Origin of the sequence: Enterobacter sp. RHBSTW-00175, assembly GCF_013927005.1 — a bacterium.
Lineage (GTDB): Bacteria > Pseudomonadota > Gammaproteobacteria > Enterobacterales > Enterobacteriaceae > Enterobacter.
The window spans coordinates 2942721-2960747 of the sequence record NZ_CP055930.1 but is presented as its reverse complement, the minus strand read 5'-3'; the positions used below and the strand labels follow the sequence as shown (position 1 = coordinate 2960747).

12 protein-coding genes are annotated in these 18027 nt (G+C 54.6%); 10 read left to right on the top strand and 2 right to left on the bottom strand.

The genetic code is table 11. The features are described from left to right. Positions 1 to 125: 125 nt before the first annotated feature. Positions 126 to 971 carry an arabinose operon transcriptional regulator AraC gene (gene araC, locus HV107_RS14055; RefSeq protein WP_182059557.1) on the bottom strand — a complete coding sequence of 282 codons (846 nt, stop codon included), beginning with the start codon at positions 969 to 971 and terminating at the stop codon, positions 126 to 128. 336 nt (positions 972 to 1307) lie between these two features. Here araC and araB point away from each other — a divergent pair, with 336 nt between their 5' ends. From araB to rluA, 6 genes are all read left to right on the top strand, one after another. After that, positions 1308 to 3017, top strand: a complete 1710-nt coding sequence (araB, locus tag HV107_RS14050; RefSeq protein WP_182059556.1) for a ribulokinase — start codon at positions 1308 to 1310, stop codon at positions 3015 to 3017. 10 nt (positions 3018 to 3027) lie between these two features. Next, the gene (gene araA, locus HV107_RS14045; protein WP_182059555.1) at positions 3028 to 4530 is read left to right on the top strand and encodes an L-arabinose isomerase; all 1503 of its coding nucleotides are present in this window, start codon (positions 3028 to 3030) and stop codon (positions 4528 to 4530) included. A 52-nt stretch (positions 4531 to 4582) separates the two neighbouring features. After that, on the top strand, positions 4583 to 5278 hold the full coding sequence (araD, locus tag HV107_RS14040) for an L-ribulose-5-phosphate 4-epimerase (RefSeq protein ID WP_182059554.1): 696 nt from the start codon (positions 4583 to 4585) through the stop codon (positions 5276 to 5278). A 74-nt stretch (positions 5279 to 5352) separates the two neighbouring features. Then, positions 5353 to 7710, top strand: a complete 2358-nt coding sequence (polB, locus tag HV107_RS14035; RefSeq protein WP_182059553.1) for a DNA polymerase II — start codon at positions 5353 to 5355, stop codon at positions 7708 to 7710. Positions 7711 to 7837: 127 nt separating this feature from the next. Next, positions 7838 to 10744 carry an RNA polymerase-associated protein RapA gene (gene rapA / locus HV107_RS14030; RefSeq protein WP_182059552.1) on the top strand — a complete coding sequence of 969 codons (2907 nt, stop codon included), beginning with the start codon at positions 7838 to 7840 and terminating at the stop codon, positions 10742 to 10744. 12 nt (positions 10745 to 10756) lie between these two features. Then, positions 10757 to 11416 carry a bifunctional tRNA pseudouridine(32) synthase/23S rRNA pseudouridine(746) synthase RluA gene (gene rluA, locus HV107_RS14025; RefSeq protein WP_014068869.1) on the top strand — a complete coding sequence of 220 codons (660 nt, stop codon included), beginning with the start codon at positions 10757 to 10759 and terminating at the stop codon, positions 11414 to 11416. A 30-nt stretch (positions 11417 to 11446) separates the two neighbouring features. On the opposite strand, the gene djlA is transcribed toward rluA, so the two are convergent. Continuing rightward, the gene (gene djlA, locus HV107_RS14020) at positions 11447 to 12268 is read right to left on the bottom strand and encodes a co-chaperone DjlA (RefSeq protein WP_182059551.1); all 822 of its coding nucleotides are present in this window, start codon (positions 12266 to 12268) and stop codon (positions 11447 to 11449) included. A gap of 239 nt (positions 12269 to 12507) precedes the next feature. On the opposite strand from djlA, the gene lptD reads away from it, so the two are divergent. Genes lptD through rsmA form a run of 4 tightly spaced genes read left to right on the top strand, consistent with a single transcriptional unit; the run spans position 12508 to position 18027 of the window. After that, complete coding sequence (gene lptD / locus HV107_RS14015; RefSeq protein ID WP_182059550.1) at positions 12508 to 14883, top strand: LPS assembly protein LptD; 2376 nt, start codon at positions 12508 to 12510, stop codon at positions 14881 to 14883. 53 nt (positions 14884 to 14936) lie between these two features. Continuing rightward, positions 14937 to 16223, top strand: a complete 1287-nt coding sequence (gene surA / locus HV107_RS14010) for a peptidylprolyl isomerase SurA (protein WP_182059549.1) — start codon at positions 14937 to 14939, stop codon at positions 16221 to 16223. After that, the gene (gene pdxA, locus HV107_RS14005; protein WP_182059548.1) at positions 16223 to 17209 is read left to right on the top strand and encodes a 4-hydroxythreonine-4-phosphate dehydrogenase PdxA; all 987 of its coding nucleotides are present in this window, start codon (positions 16223 to 16225) and stop codon (positions 17207 to 17209) included. The genes surA and pdxA overlap by 1 nt, the downstream gene beginning before the upstream one ends. Then, on the top strand, positions 17206 to 18027 hold the full coding sequence (rsmA, locus tag HV107_RS14000) for a 16S rRNA (adenine(1518)-N(6)/adenine(1519)-N(6))-dimethyltransferase RsmA (protein WP_166717860.1): 822 nt from the start codon (positions 17206 to 17208) through the stop codon (positions 18025 to 18027). Before pdxA ends, rsmA begins: the two co-directional genes overlap by 4 nt.

Below are 18027 nucleotides of genomic sequence, written 5' to 3'. Positions count from 1 at the left end.
TATTCCGGTCAGAAAACGAAGCAGGGATTTTGCAAAGAGCCCCTCACCACGTCAAGACAACAATTGTCTGAATAGTTTACTGGCAGTCATCAAACTTCACCTGAACGTTTATCTTATTTTACGTTTCATTCACATCCGGCACGGAATTCACTCGGGCTTGCCCCGGTACATTTTTTAAAGACGCGCGAGAAATAGAGCTGATCTTCAAAGCCCACATTGCGCCCTACGGTGGCAATAGGCATCCGGGTTGTACTGAGCAACAGTTTAGCCTGACTGATACGTTGATCTTCGCGCCAGCTCAGCACGCTCACCCCAAGCTGCTGGCGGAACAGGTGTGATAATCGGGACGGCGACAGGCACACGTGTTGAGCAACGCTGGCAATATCAAACTGGCTGTCTGCAAGGTGATCGCTGATGTACTGACAGGCATCGCGTACGCGATTATCAAGTGGCGGGTTAAGCGATTCATTAATCGCTTCCATGCGTCGTAACAGCACCTGTTCCAGCAGGTTAATGGCCAGGAGTTCGGCGTAGCGCCCTCCGGCCTGCCCCGCATCAATAATCTGCGCAAACAGTTCCCGGAATAAGGACTGATGGACATCATCCGGGCGATAGAAACCGGTATGGGCAAAAATGGCAGGCCATGAGAGCCACTCCTGCCAGTACGCCCGCGGGCGGAAGTAAACCCACTGGTGATACCACTCTTTCGCATCAGGGTGACGTCCGTAGTGGTGGATCTCCCCCGGCGGGAACAACAGCATATCGCCAGGGCGGCAGATAAACTGCTGATCGTTATTTTTAATCACCCCTTCCCCCCGCACGGTGAGGTTCAAAATAAATCCTTTCATCCCCAGCGGTCGGTCAACGTAAAAATCGAGATAACCCTCGGCCTCGATAGGGGTCAGTCCCGCTACCAGATGGGCGTTAAACGAGTAGCCCGGCAGTAAGGGGTCGCTTTGCGTTTCGGCCATAGATTCAGTACTCCCAACGGTCTTTAAGGAAACCAATTGTCCATATCGATAAAAGCAGTATAAAAACGGCCCGTGAAAAGATCCAAAAAGCATCACACTTCTTTTACGTCCGCCCAATTTCAGCTTTTGCCCCTGATTTTTCCGTCGTCACGTGCGGATAAGCAGTAACAAAAGTGTCTATAAGTGCGGCAGAAATGTCCACATTGAATATTTGCACGGCGTCACACTTTCAATCGCAACAGCAATTTAGTCCATAAGATTAGCGGATCCTGCCTGACGATTTTTCCCCTCAATCTCTAATGTTCTTTCATACCTGTTTTTTGATGGAGCAACACCATGGCAATTGCGATTGGCCTCGATTTTGGCAGCGACTCGGTTCGCGCACTGGCAGTGGACTGTACGACCGGCCAGGAAATAGCAACCAGCGTTGAGTGGTACCCGCGCTGGCAAGAGGGGCGCTACTGCGATGCGCCAAACAACCAGTTCCGTCACCATCCCCGTGACTACATCGAATCAATGGAAGCGGCGATCAAAACCGTGCTGGCCGAACTGAACGACGCCCAGCGGGCGCAAATCGTCGGTATTGGCGTCGACAGCACCGGCTCAACGCCTGCGCCAGTGGATGCTGAAGGCCGCGTACTGGCGCTGCGTCCTGAGTTCGCCGACAACCCGAACGCCATGTTCGTGCTGTGGAAAGACCATACCGCCGTCGAAGAAGCTGAAGCCATCACCCGTCTGTGCCATCAGTCAGGTAAAACCGACTACTCGCGCTATATCGGCGGAATTTATTCGAGCGAATGGTTCTGGGCGAAGATTTTGCACGTGACGCGTGCTGACCGTGCTGTCGCACAGGCTGCAGTGTCATGGATTGAGCTGTGTGATTGGGTTCCTGCCCTTCTGTCTGGCACAACACGCCCGCAGGATATTCGCCGTGGCCGCTGTAGCGCCGGGCATAAATCACTGTGGCACGAAAGCTGGGGTGGCCTGCCGCCAGCGGCGTTCTTTGATGAACTCGATCCGGTCATCAACCAGAACCTGAAATACCCGTTGTTTACCGACACCTATACCGCCGATATCCCGGTGGGCACCCTCAGTGAAGAGTGGGCGAAGCGCCTGGGTCTGCCGCAAAACGTGGCAATTTCCGGCGGCGCATTTGACTGCCATATGGGCGCCGTGGGTGCAGGTGCGCAACCGAACACACTGGTGAAAGTCATCGGCACATCGACCTGCGATATCCTGACTGCGGATAAAGCCAGCGTAGGCGATCGCGCAGTGAAAGGCATCTGCGGCCAGGTTGACGGCAGCGTAGTGCCTGATTTCATCGGCCTGGAGGCCGGTCAGTCTGCATTTGGAGATATCTACGCCTGGTTTGGTCGCGTGCTCGGCTGGCCACTGGATCAACTGGCTGCCGCACACCCGGAACTGAAAGCACAGATTGCCGAAAGCAAAAAGCAACTGCTGCCACAACTCACCGACGCCTGGGCGAAAAATCCGTCCCTTGATCACCTTCCGGTGGTGCTCGACTGGTTTAACGGCCGCCGTACGCCGTTTGCCAACCAGCGCCTGAAAGGGGTGATTACCGATCTCAACCTGGCCACCGATGCCCCTGCTCTGTTTGGCGGCCTGATTGCGGCAACCGCTTTCGGTGCGCGCGCCATTATGGAATGTTTCACCGAGCAAGGTATCGACGTTAACAACGTGATGGCGCTGGGCGGTATTGCCCGTAAAAACCCGGTGATCATGCAGGCCTGCTGTGATGTCTTAAACCGTCCGCTGCAAATTGTGGCGTCCGATCAGTGCTGTGCCCTCGGCGCTGCGATTTTCGCCGCCGTGGCCGCAGGGGTTCACGCCGATATCCCGACTGCCCAGCAACATATGGCCAGCGCCGTCGAAAACACACTTCAACCGCGCGCCCAGCAGGCTCAACGCTTTGAACAACTTTATCAGCGCTACCAACAATGGGCGAAAAGCGCCGAACTCCACTATCTCCCTGTCGCCGCCCCGGCCAAACACACCGCGGACACTACGGCAACCCTGACACATTAAGGACACGATAATGACCATTTTTAATAATTATGAAGTGTGGTTTGTCATTGGCAGCCAGCATCTTTATGGGCCGGAAGCGCTGCAACAGGTAACGAAACACGCAGAACACGTGGTTAACGCGATGAACGCAGAGGCCAAACTGCCCTGCAAACTGGTGCTGAAACCACTGGGCACCACGCCAGATGAAATTACCAACATCTGCCGCGATGCAAACTACGACGACAAATGTGCCGGGATGGTGGTGTGGCTGCATACCTTCTCGCCAGCCAAAATGTGGATCAACGGCCTGGCTATCCTCAACAAACCACTGTTGCAGTTCCATACCCAGTACAACGCTTCCCTGCCGTGGGACAGCATTGATATGGACTTTATGAACCTGAACCAGACCGCACATGGCGGCCGCGAGTTCGGCTTCATTGGCGCGCGTATGCGCCAGCAACACGCGGTGGTAACCGGTCACTGGCAGGATCAGCACGCGCAAAAACGTATCGGCTCCTGGATGCGCCAGGCAGTCTCTAAACAAGATACCCGTCACCTGAAAGTGGTGCGTTTTGGCGACAACATGCGTGAAGTGGCCGTCACTGATGGTGATAAAGTTGCCGCACAGATCAAGTTTGGCTTCTCCGTGAATACCTGGGCGGTGGGTGACCTGGTGCAGGTTGTCAACGGAATCAGCGATGGCGACGTGAGCGCGCTGGTTGATGAATACGAAAGCAGCTATCGCCTGACGGCGGCAGCGCAAATCCACGGCGACAAACGCCAGAACGTGCTGGATGCAGCGCGCATTGAACTGGGGATGAAACGCTTCCTGGAACAAGGCGGCTTCCATGCCTTCACCACCACATTTGAAGATCTTCACGGCCTGAAACAACTGCCAGGTCTGGCTGTACAACGCCTGATGCAGCAGGGCTACGGCTTTGCTGGCGAAGGCGACTGGAAAACCGCCGCCCTGCTTCGCATCATGAAAGTGATGTCAACCGGTCTGCAGGGCGGCACCTCCTTTATGGAGGACTACACCTACCACTTCGAGAACGGCAACGATCTGGTGCTCGGCTCTCACATGCTGGAAGTGTGTCCTTCGATCGCCGTTGATGAGAAACCGATCCTCGACGTTCAGTACCTCGGCATCGGTGGCAAAGCCGATCCAGCACGCCTGATCTTCAACACCCGCACCGGTCCGGCCATTAACGCCAGCCTGATCGACCTGGGCGATCGTTTCCGTCTGCTGGTGAACTGCGTGGATGCCGTCGAAACACCACACTCGCTGCCAAAACTCCCGGTCGCCAACGCACTGTGGAAAGCACAGCCGGATCTGCCAACGGCGTCAGAGGCCTGGATCGTTGCCGGTGGTGCGCACCATACCGTGTTCAGCCATGCGCTGGATCTGAATGACATGCGCCAGTTCGCTGAACTGCACGACATCGAACTGACCGTTATCGATAACGACACCCGCCTGCCAGCGTTCAAAGACTCGCTGCGCTGGAACGAAGTGTATTACGGTTCAAAACGTTAACAGGGGAACCTTTGGCCTGCCGCAGGGCAGGCCTCTTTTCCTGGAGGATTGCATGTTAGAAGAACTCAAACGTCAGGTACTTGAAGCCAACCTGGCGCTGCCGAAACATAATCTTGTCACCCTGACCTGGGGTAACGTCAGCGCCGTTGACCGTGATAAAGGCGTGTTTGTTATCAAACCTTCCGGCGTTGATTACAGCGTGATGACGGCAGAGGATATGGTGGTGGTCAGTATTGCCACCGGTGAAGTGGTTGAAGGGAAGAAAAAGCCCTCTTCCGACACACCAACCCACCGCCTGTTGTACCAGTCATTCCCGACTATTGGCGGCATTGTGCACACCCATTCACGCCACGCCACTATCTGGGCACAGGCGGGTCAGTCCATCCCGGCAACCGGCACAACGCACGCAGATTACTTTTACGGTGCCATTCCCTGCACCCGGTTAATGACCGATGCAGAAATTAATGGTGAGTATGAGTGGGAAACCGGCAACGTTATCGTTGAAACCTTCGAAAAACAGGGAATCGATGCGGCACAGATGCCCGGCGTGCTAGTGCACTCCCACGGCCCGTTTGCCTGGGGCAAAAACGCCGAAGACGCGGTACATAACGCTATCGTTCTGGAAGAAGTCGCCTACATGGGGATCTTCTGTCGCCAGCTGGCACCGCAGTTGCCGGATATGCAGCAAACCCTGCTGGATAAACATTACCTGCGTAAGCACGGCGCGAAAGCCTATTACGGCCAATAAACTGTATATATACCCAGCACAAAACACGCAACCAGGCTATACTCACGCCTGGTTTTGTTTTATGGGATATCGGCGTGGCGCAGGCGCAAGAAGGCTTTTTACTGACCCGACACTGGCGGGATACACCTCAGGGGACGGAAGTTGAGTTCTGGCTGGCGACGGATAACGGCCCGCTGAACGTCACGCTGCCGCCGCAAGAGTCCGTAGCCTTTATCCCCGAACCCCACGTTGAAAAAGCCAGGCAACTGCTGCGAGGCGAAAACGGCTGGCGTCTCACCCCACTTGAACTCAAAGATTTCCACCGTCAGCCGGTTTACGGCCTTTATTGCCGCGCCCATCGTCAGCTGATGCGCTATGAAAAATTGCTGCGCGAGGCCGGTGTTACGCTATATGAAGCTGACGTTCGCCCGCCCGAACGCTTTCTGATGGAACGCTTTATTACCGCGCCGGTCTGGGTCGATGGCGCCCTGCAAGGCGACAGGCTGGTAAACGCCCGCCTGAAACCCAACCCGCACTATCGCCCGCCGCTCAAATGGGTGTCGCTGGATATCGAAACCACTCGTCATAGCGAACTGTACTGCATCGGCCTTGAAGGCTGCGGGCAGCGGGTTGTCTATATGCTCGGGCCGCCAAATGGCGATGCCTCCGCGCTGGATTTTCAGCTTGAGTACGTTAACAGCCGCCCTCAGCTGCTGGAAAAACTGAATCAGTGGTTTGCCGAGCACGACCCCGATGTGCTGATCGGCTGGAACGTGGTGCAGTTTGACCTGCGGGTGTTGCAAAAACACGCCGAACGCTACCGAATTCCTCTGATGCTGGGGCGTGGCAACACTGAAATCGAATGGCGCGAACATGGTTTTAAAAACGGCGTATTCTTCGCCCAGGCCAACGGACGCCTGATTATCGACGGCATCGAAGCCCTGAAATCCGCCTTCTGGAATTTCTCCTCTTTCTCGCTGGAATCGGTGGCGCAGGAGCTGCTCGGTGAAGGTAAATCCATCGATAACCCGTGGGACAGGATGGACGAGATTGACCGGCGCTTTAACGAAAACAAACCGGCGCTCGCCACCTACAACCTGAAAGATTGTGAGCTGGTCACGCAGATTTTCCACAAAACGGAGATCATGCCTTTCCTGCTGGAGCGCGCCACGGTGAACGGTCTGGCCGTCGACCGGCACGGCGGTTCGGTTGCGGCGTTTGGTCACCTCTATTTTCCCCGGATGCACCGGGCGGGCTATGTTGCGCCAAACCTCGGCGAGATCCCCCCACAGGCAAGCCCTGGCGGCTATGTGATGGATTCCCGACCGGGACTATACGACTCGGTGCTGGTGCTGGACTATAAAAGCCTGTACCCGTCCATTATCCGCACGTTTCTTATCGATCCTGTGGGGCTGGTCGAGGGCATGGCGCAACCGGATGAAGTGCACAGTACTGAAGGCTTTCTCGGAGCGCATTTCTCACGCGAGAAACACTGTCTGCCGGACATTGTGGGGCAAATCTGGCACGGGCGCGACGAGGCCAAACGCCATGGCAACAAACCCCTTTCCCAGGCGCTAAAAATCATCATGAATGCCTTTTATGGCGTACTGGGCACCAGCGCCTGCCGCTTCTTTGATCCCCGCCTGGCGTCGTCTATCACCATGCGCGGGCACGAAATTATGCGTCAGACCAAAGCGCTGATTGAATCCCGGGGGTATGACGTCATCTATGGCGATACTGACTCCACCTTCGTGTGGCTAAAAGGGGCACACTCAGAGGACGATGCCTCGCAGATTGGCAACGCGCTGGTCGCTTTCGTAAACGACTGGTGGCAAACCCATTTGCAAAAAGAGCGGTTAACCAGCGCGCTAGAGCTGGAATTTGAAACCCATTTCAGCCGTTTTTTGATGCCGACCATTCGCGGTACCGACCAGGGCAGCAAGAAGCGTTATGCGGGGTTGATCCAGGAAGGTGAAAAACAGCGCATGGTGTTTAAAGGGCTGGAGACAGTACGCACCGACTGGACGCCACTGGCGCAACAGTTCCAGCAAACGCTCTATCTGCGGGTGTTTCGCAATGAGCCCTATCAGGACTATGTGCGAGAAACGATAGCCCGTCTGATGGCCGGCGAGCTGGATGACCAGTTGGTGTATCGCAAGCGCCTGCGCCGCCCGCTGGCGGAGTATCAGCGTAACGTGCCGCCACATGTTCGTGCGGCGCGTCTGGCCGACGAAGAAAACGTCCGCCGCGGGCGTGCTCAGCAATATCAAAATCGGGGAACCATTAAATATGTCTGGACCACCAGCGGCCCTGAACCCGTGGATTATCAGCAATCGCCTCTTGACTACGACCATTACCTGACTCGTCAGCTTCAACCCGTTGCGGAAGGAATTTTGCCCTTTATCGACGACGATTTTGCTACACTAGTGACAGGGCAACTTGGCCTATTTTGACGCGTGACGAAATCGCTGCCATCCAGTACCATAGCGCCCTTTCCATTCCCGGACCCATTTTTCGATGACTGTCTTTTTGACGGTGGTCGAACTATTGCCTGCAATTAAAGATTAGAGCCGAACACATATGCCTTTTACACTTGGTCAACGCTGGATAAGCGATACAGAAAGCGAACTTGGATTGGGAACCGTGGTTGCAATAGATCCACGCATGGTCACCCTCCTCTTCCCTGCAACTGGTGAAAACCGCCTGTACGCTCGCAATGACTCCCCTGTTACCCGCGTGATGTTTAATCCGGGCGACACCGTTACCAGCCACGATGGCTGGCAGCTGAAGGTTGAAGACGTAAAAGAAGAGAATGGACTGCTCGCCTACATTGGCACCCGTCTGGACACTGACGAAGCCAATGTCATCCTGCGCGAAGTGCTGCTCGACAGCAAACTGGTCTTCAGTAAGCCACAAGACCGCCTGTTCGCCGGGCAAATCGACCGCATGGATCGCTTTTCACTGCGCTATCGCGCCCGTAAGTTCCAGAGTGAACAATACCGGATGCCGTGGAGCGGCCTGCGTGGCCAGCGCACCAGTCTTATCCCGCACCAGCTGAATATCGCCCATGACGTGGGTCGTCGTCATGCGCCGCGCGTACTGCTGGCAGATGAAGTCGGTCTGGGTAAAACCATTGAAGCCGGGATGATCCTGCATCAACAACTGCTCTCTGGCGCAGCCGAGCGCGTGCTGATCGTCGTTCCTGAAACGCTGCAACATCAGTGGCTGGTTGAGATGCTGCGCCGCTTTAACCTGCGTTTCTCGCTGTTCGACGACGAGCGCTATGCTGAAGCCCAGCATGATGCTGATAACCCGTTTGAAACTGAGCAACTGGTGATTTGCTCGCTGGACTTCGTGCGCCGCAGCAAGCAACGCCTTGAGCACCTGTGTGATGCCGAATGGGATCTGATGGTGGTCGATGAAGCGCACCACCTGGTCTGGAGCGAAGATGCACCAAGCCGTGAATATATGGCGATTGAACAGCTCGCCGAGCGCGTGCCTGGCGTGCTGCTGCTGACCGCAACGCCGGAACAGCTGGGCCTTGAAAGCCACTTTGCCCGTCTGCGTCTGCTCGATCCAAACCGTTTCCACGATTTCGAGCAGTTCGTTGAAGAACAGAAAAACTATCGCCCGGTCGCCGATGCCGTGGCGTTGCTGCTGGCTGGTAAACACCTTTCTAACGACGAGCTGAACACGCTGAGCGACCTGATTGGCGAGCAGGATATCGAACCACTGTTACAGGCCGCGAATAGCGACAGCGACAATGCCGGGTCGGCGCGTCAGGAATTGATCGACATGCTGATGGACCGCCACGGCACCAGCCGCGTGCTGTTCCGTAACACCCGTAACGGTGTGAAAGGGTTCCCGAAACGCGAACTGCATACCATCAAGCTGCCGCTGCCAACCCAGTACCAGACGGCTATCAAAGTGTCCGGGATTATGGGCGCGCGTAAAACTGCGGAAGAGCGCGCACGCGACATGCTCTACCCAGAACAGATCTACCAGGAATTTGAAGGCGATACCGGCACATGGTGGAACTTCGACCCGCGCGTTGAGTGGCTGATGGGGTATTTGACTGCGCACCGTTCGCAAAAGGTTCTGGTTATTTGCGCCAAAGCGGCAACCGCGCTCCAGCTGGAGCAAGTGCTGCGCGAGCGCGAAGGGATCCGGGCTGCGGTATTCCACGAAGGCATGTCCATCGTTGAGCGTGACCGTGCGGCAGCCTGGTTTGGCGAAGAGGATAGCGGCGCGCAGGTTCTGCTGTGTTCCGAAATCGGTTCTGAAGGCCGTAACTTCCAGTTCGCCAGCAGCCTGGTGATGTTCGATCTGCCGTTCAACCCGGATCTGCTGGAGCAGCGTATTGGCCGTCTGGATCGTATCGGCCAGGCGCACGATATTCAGATCCACGTCCCTTATCTGGAAAAAACCGCGCAGTCCGTACTGGTGCAGTGGTTCCACGAAGGTCTGGATGCCTTCGAGCATACCTGCCCGACGGGTCGTACCATTTACGATCAGGTTCATACCGATTTGATCGGTTATCTGGCCGCGCCAGAAGTAACGGAAGGTTTTGACGATCTGATCAAATCCTGCCGTGAAAAACATGACGCCCTGAAAGCCCAGCTGGAACAAGGCCGCGACCGTCTACTGGAGATCCACTCCAACGGCGGCGAGAAAGCACAGGCTCTCGCTGAGAGTATCGAAGAGCAGGATGACGACACCAGCCTGATCAGCTTCTCCATGAACCTGTTCGACATCGTTGGGATCAACCAGGACGATCGCGGTGAGAACATGATCGTCCTGACGCCGTCCGATCACATGCTGGTCCCTGATTTCCCGGGTCTGCCGGAAGATGGCTGCACCATCACCTTTGAGCGTGATGTTGCCCTGTCCCGCGAAGATGCGCAGTTCATTACCTGGGAACACCCGCTTATTCGCAACGGCCTGGATCTGATCCTTTCCGGCGATACCGGCAGCAGCACCATTTCCTTGTTGAAAAACAAGGCGCTGCCAGTGGGTACGCTGCTGGTAGAGCTTATCTACGTTGTTGAAGCGCAGGCGCCAAAACAGCTTCAGCTCACCCGCTTCCTGCCGCCAACGCCTGTGCGTCTGCTGCTGGACAAAAACGGCACCAACCTGGCCGCACAGGTCGAGTTCGAGAGCTTTAACCGCCAGTTGAGTGCAGTGAACCGCCATACCGGCAGCAAGCTGGTTAATGCGGTGCAGCAGGACGTGCACAGCATTCTGCAACTGGGTGAAAGCCAGATAGAGAAAGCGGCCAGAACGCTGATTGATGCTGCGCGCAGCGAAGCTGACGAAAAGCTGTCTGCTGAACTTTCCCGTCTGGAAGCACTGAAAGCGGTGAACCCAAACATCCGTGACGATGAACTTGCGGCGATTGAAAGCAACCGCCAGCAGGTCATGGAAAGCCTGGATCAGGCGAGCTGGCGTCTGGATGCCCTGCGTCTCATCGTTGTGACGCATCAGTAAACGGAGCGCAAAATGGTAATGGAGCCCTACAATCCACCAACGGAGCCCTGGCTGGTCATTCTGTATCAGGATGAACACATCATGGTGGTCAACAAGCCAAGCGGCTTGTTGTCCGTGCCGGGCCGTCTTGATGAGCACAAAGACAGCGTAATGACGCGTATCCAGCGTGATTATCCGCAGGCTGAGTCCGTACATCGTCTGGACATGGCAACCAGTGGCGTGATTGTGGTGGCGCTTAACAAGGAAGCGGAGCGCGAGTTAAAACGACAGTTCCGCGAGCGCGAGCCGAAAAAGCAGTACGTGGCGCGCGTCTGGGGTCACCCGGCGCAGGAAGAAGGACTGGTTGATTTACCGCTGATTTGCGACTGGCCGAACCGGCCAAAACAGAAAGTGTGTTATGAAACCGGCAAAGCCGCGCAAACCGAGTACGAAGTGCTGGAGTACGCGCCGGATAATACCGCGCGCGTCTTGTTAAAGCCGATTACCGGGCGCTCTCACCAGCTGCGCGTGCATATGCTCGCCATGGGACATCCGATTCTGGGTGACCGATTCTACGCGCCGCCAGAAGCGCTGGCGATGGCTCCACGTCTGCAACTCCATGCCCAGACGTTGACCATTACCCATCCGGTTTTCGGCAATGCCATGACGTTTAAAGCTCCGGTAGACTTCTAAAAAAATGGCCCGACACTGTCGGGCCATTTTTTATTTAAATCCTTTCTGCTCTTTAATGAGCTCGTACGCCTTCTGGATTTCCTGAGCTTTTTGCTTTGCCATCTCCATCATCTCTGGCGGCAGGCCTTTGGCGACCAGTTTATCCGGGTGGTGCTCACTCATCAGCTTGCGATACGCGCGTTTAATGGTCGTCGCGTCGTCCGTAGATTTCACGCCCAGCACGTTGCAGGCATCTTCAAGCGTTGGGCCGCGCTGGGCCTGTTGCCAGCCACCACCACCCGCGGACTGTTGCTGCTGATACCCCCCGCCAAACTGCGCACCACCCTGCATCATGCGCAGGAACTGGTCGAACTGAACGCGGGAAATCCCCAACTCTTCCGCAATGACATAAAGCACGTCACGCTCATTAGGATGCAGGGAGCCGTCAGCGAAGGCCGCCTGGATCTGGATCTCCAGAAACATCCGAATTAAATCAAAACGCCCGAAGCAGATACTGCGGAACTGACGCATTTTTTCGCGTAGCGGATAGTTGTCCGCCTTACCGACGCGAAACGCGTTTTGCGCCGCCAGGCGAGACTCACCGTGCAGACTCATGCGGTCCATAAACACGCTGGCTATCTGGATATCCGCTTCTGTCACACGCCCTTTTGATTTGGTTAAGTGACCCATAACCTCAAACGTGGTGGAGAAAAAGAGTGACTGGCGCTCGCGCTGGTTAGCAAACCAGGCCATTTTGCGGCTGCGCGCCTTATCAAACATATGGCCAATAATGAGGCCGAGAACGATACCCCAGAACCCTGCGCCCATCATTATTGCGAACGCAACGCCGATTATTTTACCCCAATACTGCATATACTCCCCGAATAGTCATGTTCCTGGTTTGACGTAACTCCATCATTACAGTGGTCGAGCCACGGTCAATTGAGGGACATCGCCTATAATTTGCATTATCATACTCGTCATTCGATAGCGAGCCTAACACTCTGGCGCGCAAACGGGCAGGATTAACGCTGGTACTGCGCTGATGAGTAAGATAGTCTCTGAGCGTTTGTAAGCCGTAGCCACTGATGACGGAACAATAAATACAACGTATGAAAAAACGTATCCCCACCCTCCTGGCCACAATGATTGGCACCGCCCTGTATAGCCACCAGGGGCTGGCCGCCGATCTCGCCTCGCAGTGTATGCTTGGCGTCCCAAGTTATAATCGCCCACTGGTGAAGGGCGATACGAATAGCTTGCCGGTAACCATTACTGCCGACAGCTCAAAAGGTACTTACCCCGACAATGCCACGTTTACAGGCAATGTGGATATTAACCAGGGTAACAGCCGTTTGCAGGCAGATGAAGTGCAATTGCATCAGAAGCAGCCAGAAGGTGCGGCAGAGCCCGTACGTACGGTGGATGCACTGGGTAATGTGCACTACGACGACAATCAGGTCATCCTGAAAGGTCCGAAAGCCTGGTCAAACCTGAATACCAAAGATACTAACGTCTGGGAAGGTGACTACCAGATGGTAGGACGTCAGGGGCGTGGTGACGCAGACCTGATGAAACAGCGCGGCGAAAACCGCTACACCATTCTGGAAAACGGGTCCTTTACCTCGTGTCTGCCAGGTTCAAACACCTGGAGCGTTGTGGGCAGTGAAGTTATCCACGACCGCGAAGAGCAGGTTGCAGAGATCTGGAACGCACGTTTCAAACTCGGCCCGGTTCCTGTTTTCTATAGCCCATATCTGCAATTACCGGTTGGCGACAAACGCCGTTCAGGCTTCCTGATCCCGAATGCCAAATACAGCACCACGAACTACTTTGAGTTCTACCTGCCGTATTACTGGAACATTGCGCCAAACATGGACGCCACGATCACTCCGCACTATATCCACAAGCGCGGTAACATTCAGTGGCAGAACGAATTCCGTTATCTGACCCAGGCAGGCACAGGCCTGATGGAGTTTGATTACCTGCCGTCGGATAATGTCTACAAAGACGACAGCGTCAAGAACCCGTCGGGTGACGATCGCCACCGCTGGTTGTTCTACTGGCGTCATGCCGGGGTGATGGATCAGGTCTGGCGTTTCAACGTTGATTATACCAAGGTCAGCGACTCTTATTATTTCAACGACTTCGATTCCAAGTACGGTTCAAGTACCGATGGCTACGCAACGCAGAAATTCAGTGCGGGTTATGCCATTGAGAACTTCAACGCCACCGTATCGACTAAACAGTTCCAGGTATTCTCGAACCAGACAAACAGCACCTACGGCGCAGAGCCGCAGCTTGATGTTAACTGGTACCAGAACGACGTCGGGCCTTTCGATACCCACGTTTACGCTCAGGCTGTGCATTTCGTGAATACCAGTTCTGAAATGCCGGAAGCCACGCGTGTTCACATCGAGCCGACGGTAAGCCTGCCGTGGTCTAACGACTGGGCGAGCCTGAACACCGAAGCCAAGCTGATGGCGACCCACTATCAGCAGAAAAATATTGATGATTACAACACGAGCAATGACGCTCATCTTGAAGAGTCAGTAAACCGTACGCTGCCGCAATTCAAGATGGACGGTAAACTCATCTTCGAACGCGATATGAACCTGACGGAGGGTTACACCCAGACCCTCGAGCCGCGTATGCAGTATCTGTACGTGCCATATCGTGACCAAAGTAACATCAACAACTATGACTCCTCGCTGCTGCAATCTGACTACAGCGGCCTGTTCCGTGACCGTACCTATGGTGGTCTTGACCGTATCGCTTCGGCTAACCAGCTCACCACGGGTGTGACAACGCGTGTATATGATGACGCAGCAGTTGAACGTTTTAACGTTTCTGTTGGTCAAATCTACTATTTCACCGAGTCACGTACAGGAGATGCGCAAAACATTCAGTGGGAGAATAATGACAAAACTGGTTCTGTCGTCTGGGCTGGTGATACTTACTGGCGTATGACTGACCGCTGGGGCCTGCGCGGTGGTGTGCAGTATGATACCCGTCTGGATAATATCGCCAACAGTACTGCCACTATCGAGTACCGTCGTGATGAAGACCGACTGATTCAGCTGAACTATCGTTATGCCAGTCCTGAGTACATTCAGGCGACACTGCCGAAAAACAGCAGTGATACGACCTGGACTAAACCTCAGTATAAAGACGGTATTTCGCAGGTGGGTGCAGTCGCAAGCTGGCCTATCGCCGACCGCTGGTCTATTGTCGGGGCGTACTACTTCGATACCAATGCGAATAAAGCAGCAGACCAGATGTTAGGGCTGCAATACAACTCCTGCTGTTACGCACTGCGTGTCGGTTACGAACGCAAACTTAACGGTTGGGATACCAAAAATAATCAAAGCGAATACGATAACGTGTTTGGCTTCAATATCGAGTTGCGTGGCCTGAGCTCTAACTATGGCCTCGGCACACAGCAGATGCTGCGCTCGAACATTCTGCCGTACCGTACTTCTTTGTAATGTGCTTGATTTACCACGTAATCCGCTATGCGGTTAATTGAAATGGAAAAAGTATGAAGAACTGGAAAACGCTGCTGCTCGGTATCGCTATGGTTGCGAATACCAGCTTCGCAGCCCCCCAGGTTGTCGATAAAGTCGCTGCTGTGGTTAACAACGGCGTCGTGCTTGAAAGTGACGTTGACGGTTTGATGAAATCTGTGAAGCTCAACTCGGGTGAAGCAGGTCAGCAGCTTCCTGATGACGCCACGCTGCGCCACCAGATCCTGGAACGTCTGATCATGGATCAGATTATCGTACAGATGGGTCAGAAAATGGGCGTGAAGATCACTGACGAGCAGCTCGATCAGGCGATTGCGAACATTGCTAAGCAGAACAATATGTCCATGGATCAGATGCGCAGTCGTCTGGCCTACGATGGTATTAACTACCCAACTTACCGTAACCAGATCCGCAAAGAGATGCTGATTTCGGAAGTGCGTAACAACGAAGTTCGCCGCCGCGTTACCATCCTGCCTCAGGAAGTGGATGCCCTGGCGAAGCAGGTTGGTAATCAGAACGATGCCAGCACCGAGCTGAACCTGAGCCACATCCTGATCCCACTGCCAGAAAACCCAACTTCCGATCAGGCAGCTGAAGCGGAAAGCCAGGCGCGTTCTATCGTTGAACAGGCACGTAACGGTGGGGACTTCGGTAAACTGGCGATCACTTATTCTGCCGACCAGCAGGCGCTGAAAGGCGGCCAGATGGGTTGGGGGCGTATTCAGGAACTGCCATCTATCTTTGCTCAGGCGCTGAGCACGGCGAAGAAAGGCGATATCATCGGTCCAATCCGTTCAGGTGTGGGTTTCCACATCCTGAAAGTTAACGATCTGCGTGGCCAGAGCCAGAACCTTTCCGTAACGGAAGTGCACGCGCGCCATATTCTCCTGAAACCGTCACCGATCATGACTGACGATCAGGCTCGCGCAAAACTGGAACAAATCGCAGCAGATATTAAGAGCGGTAAAACCTCGTTTGCTAACGCGGCGAAAGAGTTCTCCCAGGATCCTGGCTCTGCTAACCAGGGCGGCGATCTTGGCTGGGCGGCTGCAGATATCTACGATCCTGCGTTCCGCGATGCGCTGATGAAGCTCAGCAAAGGCCAGATGAGCACCCCTGTGCATTCATCCTTTGGCTGGCACCTGATCGAACTGCTGGATACCCGCAACGTGGATAAAACCGATGCGGCGCAGAAAGACAAAGCTTACCGTATGCTGTTTAACCGCAAATTCTCTGAAGAAGCGGCAACCTGGATGCAGGAACAACGCGCCAGCGCTTACGTGAAAATACTGAGCAACTAATGAAACAACATCGTGTTGTTATCACTCCCGGCGAACCCGCCGGGATTGGTCCCGACCTCGTCGTCCAGTTGGCTCAACGCAGTTGGCCGGTTGAACTGGTCGTCTGTGCTGATGCAACACTGTTACAAGACCGGGCAACATTGCTCGGTCTGCCTTTGACTCTGCTCCCCTACGTTGAAGGCCAACAGCCAGCACCGCAACAAGCCGGTACCTTAACCCTTCTTTCTGTTCCCCTTCGTACACCCGTTACCCCAGGCCAGCTCAGCACTGAAAACGGCCACTATGTTGTCGAGACGCTGGCACGTGCCTGTGATGGCTGCTTGAAGGGTGAATTTGCCGCATTAATCACCGGCCCCGTGCACAAGGGTGTTATCAACGAAGCAGGTATTCCTTTTACCGGGCATACCGAGTTCTTCGAAGAGCGCTCGCACAGCTCAAAAGTGGTTATGATGCTGGCAACCGAAGAGATGCGGGTTGCACTGGTGACAACGCATCTGCCCATCAAGGCTATCCCTGACGCCATTACCCCTGAACTCTTACGCGAGATCATCGGGATTTTGCATCATGACCTGCAAACGAAATTTGGGATCAAACAGCCACACGTCCTGGTTTGCGGGCTAAATCCACATGCCGGAGAAGGTGGGCATATGGGCACGGAAGAGATAGACACTATCATTCCTGTGCTCGAAGAAATGCGTGCAAAAGGGATGAATCTTAGCGGGCCGTTGCCTGCGGATACCCTTTTCCAGCCCAAATACCTGGATAATGCCGATGCCGTGCTCGCGATGTACCACGATCAGGGCTTGCCCGTGCTAAAATACCAGGGCTTTGGCCGTGGCGTGAATATCACCCTCGGTTTACCCTTTATTCGAACGTCCGTTGACCACGGTACTGCGCTGGATCTGGCAGGCCAGGGAAAAGCGGATGTCGGCAGTTTTATTACGGCGCTTAATCTCGCCATCAAAATGATTGTTAATACTCAATGACTAATCGAGTCCATCAGGGCCACTTAGCCCGTAAACGCTTCGGGCAAAACTTTCTCAACGATCAGTTTGTGATCGAAAGTATCGTTTCTGCCATTAATCCGCAGAAAGGCCAGGCTATGGTCGAAATCGGCCCGGGCCTTGCCGCACTGACCGAACCAGTAGGCGAGCGTCTTGACGAACTGACCGTTATCGAACTTGACCGCGACCTGGCGGCACGTCTGCAAACGCACCCGTTCCTGGGGCCAAAGCTGACCATTTATCAGCAAGATGCCATGACCATGAACTTTGGCGAGCTGTCAGAAAAAATGGGGCAGCCGCTGCGCGTGTTTGGTAACCTGCCTTACAACATCTCTACGCCGTTGATGTTCCACCTGTTTAGCTATACTGATGCCATTGCCGACATGCACTTCATGTTGCAAAAAGAGGTTGTGAATCGTCTGGTTGCGGGGCCGAACAGTAAAGCGTATGGTCGTTTAAGCGTAATGGCACAATATTTCTGCAACGTGATCCCGGTGCTCGAAGTACCGCCATCCGCCTTTACGCCACCGCCGAAAGTGGATTCAGCAGTTGTACGCCTTGTCCCGCATAAAGTGAAACCGTATCCGGTCAAAGAGTTGCGCGTGCTGAGCCGTATTACCACTGAAGCTTTTAACCAGCGCCGTAAAACGATCCGTAACAGCCTGAGCAACTCGTTTAGCGTTGAGGTGTTAGCTGAGCTAGGGATCGACCCGGCAATGCGTGCGGAGAACATCTCCGTAGAGCAGTATTGCAAGCTGGCTAATTACATCAGCGAAAATGCCCCGCCGAAGGAGAGTTAA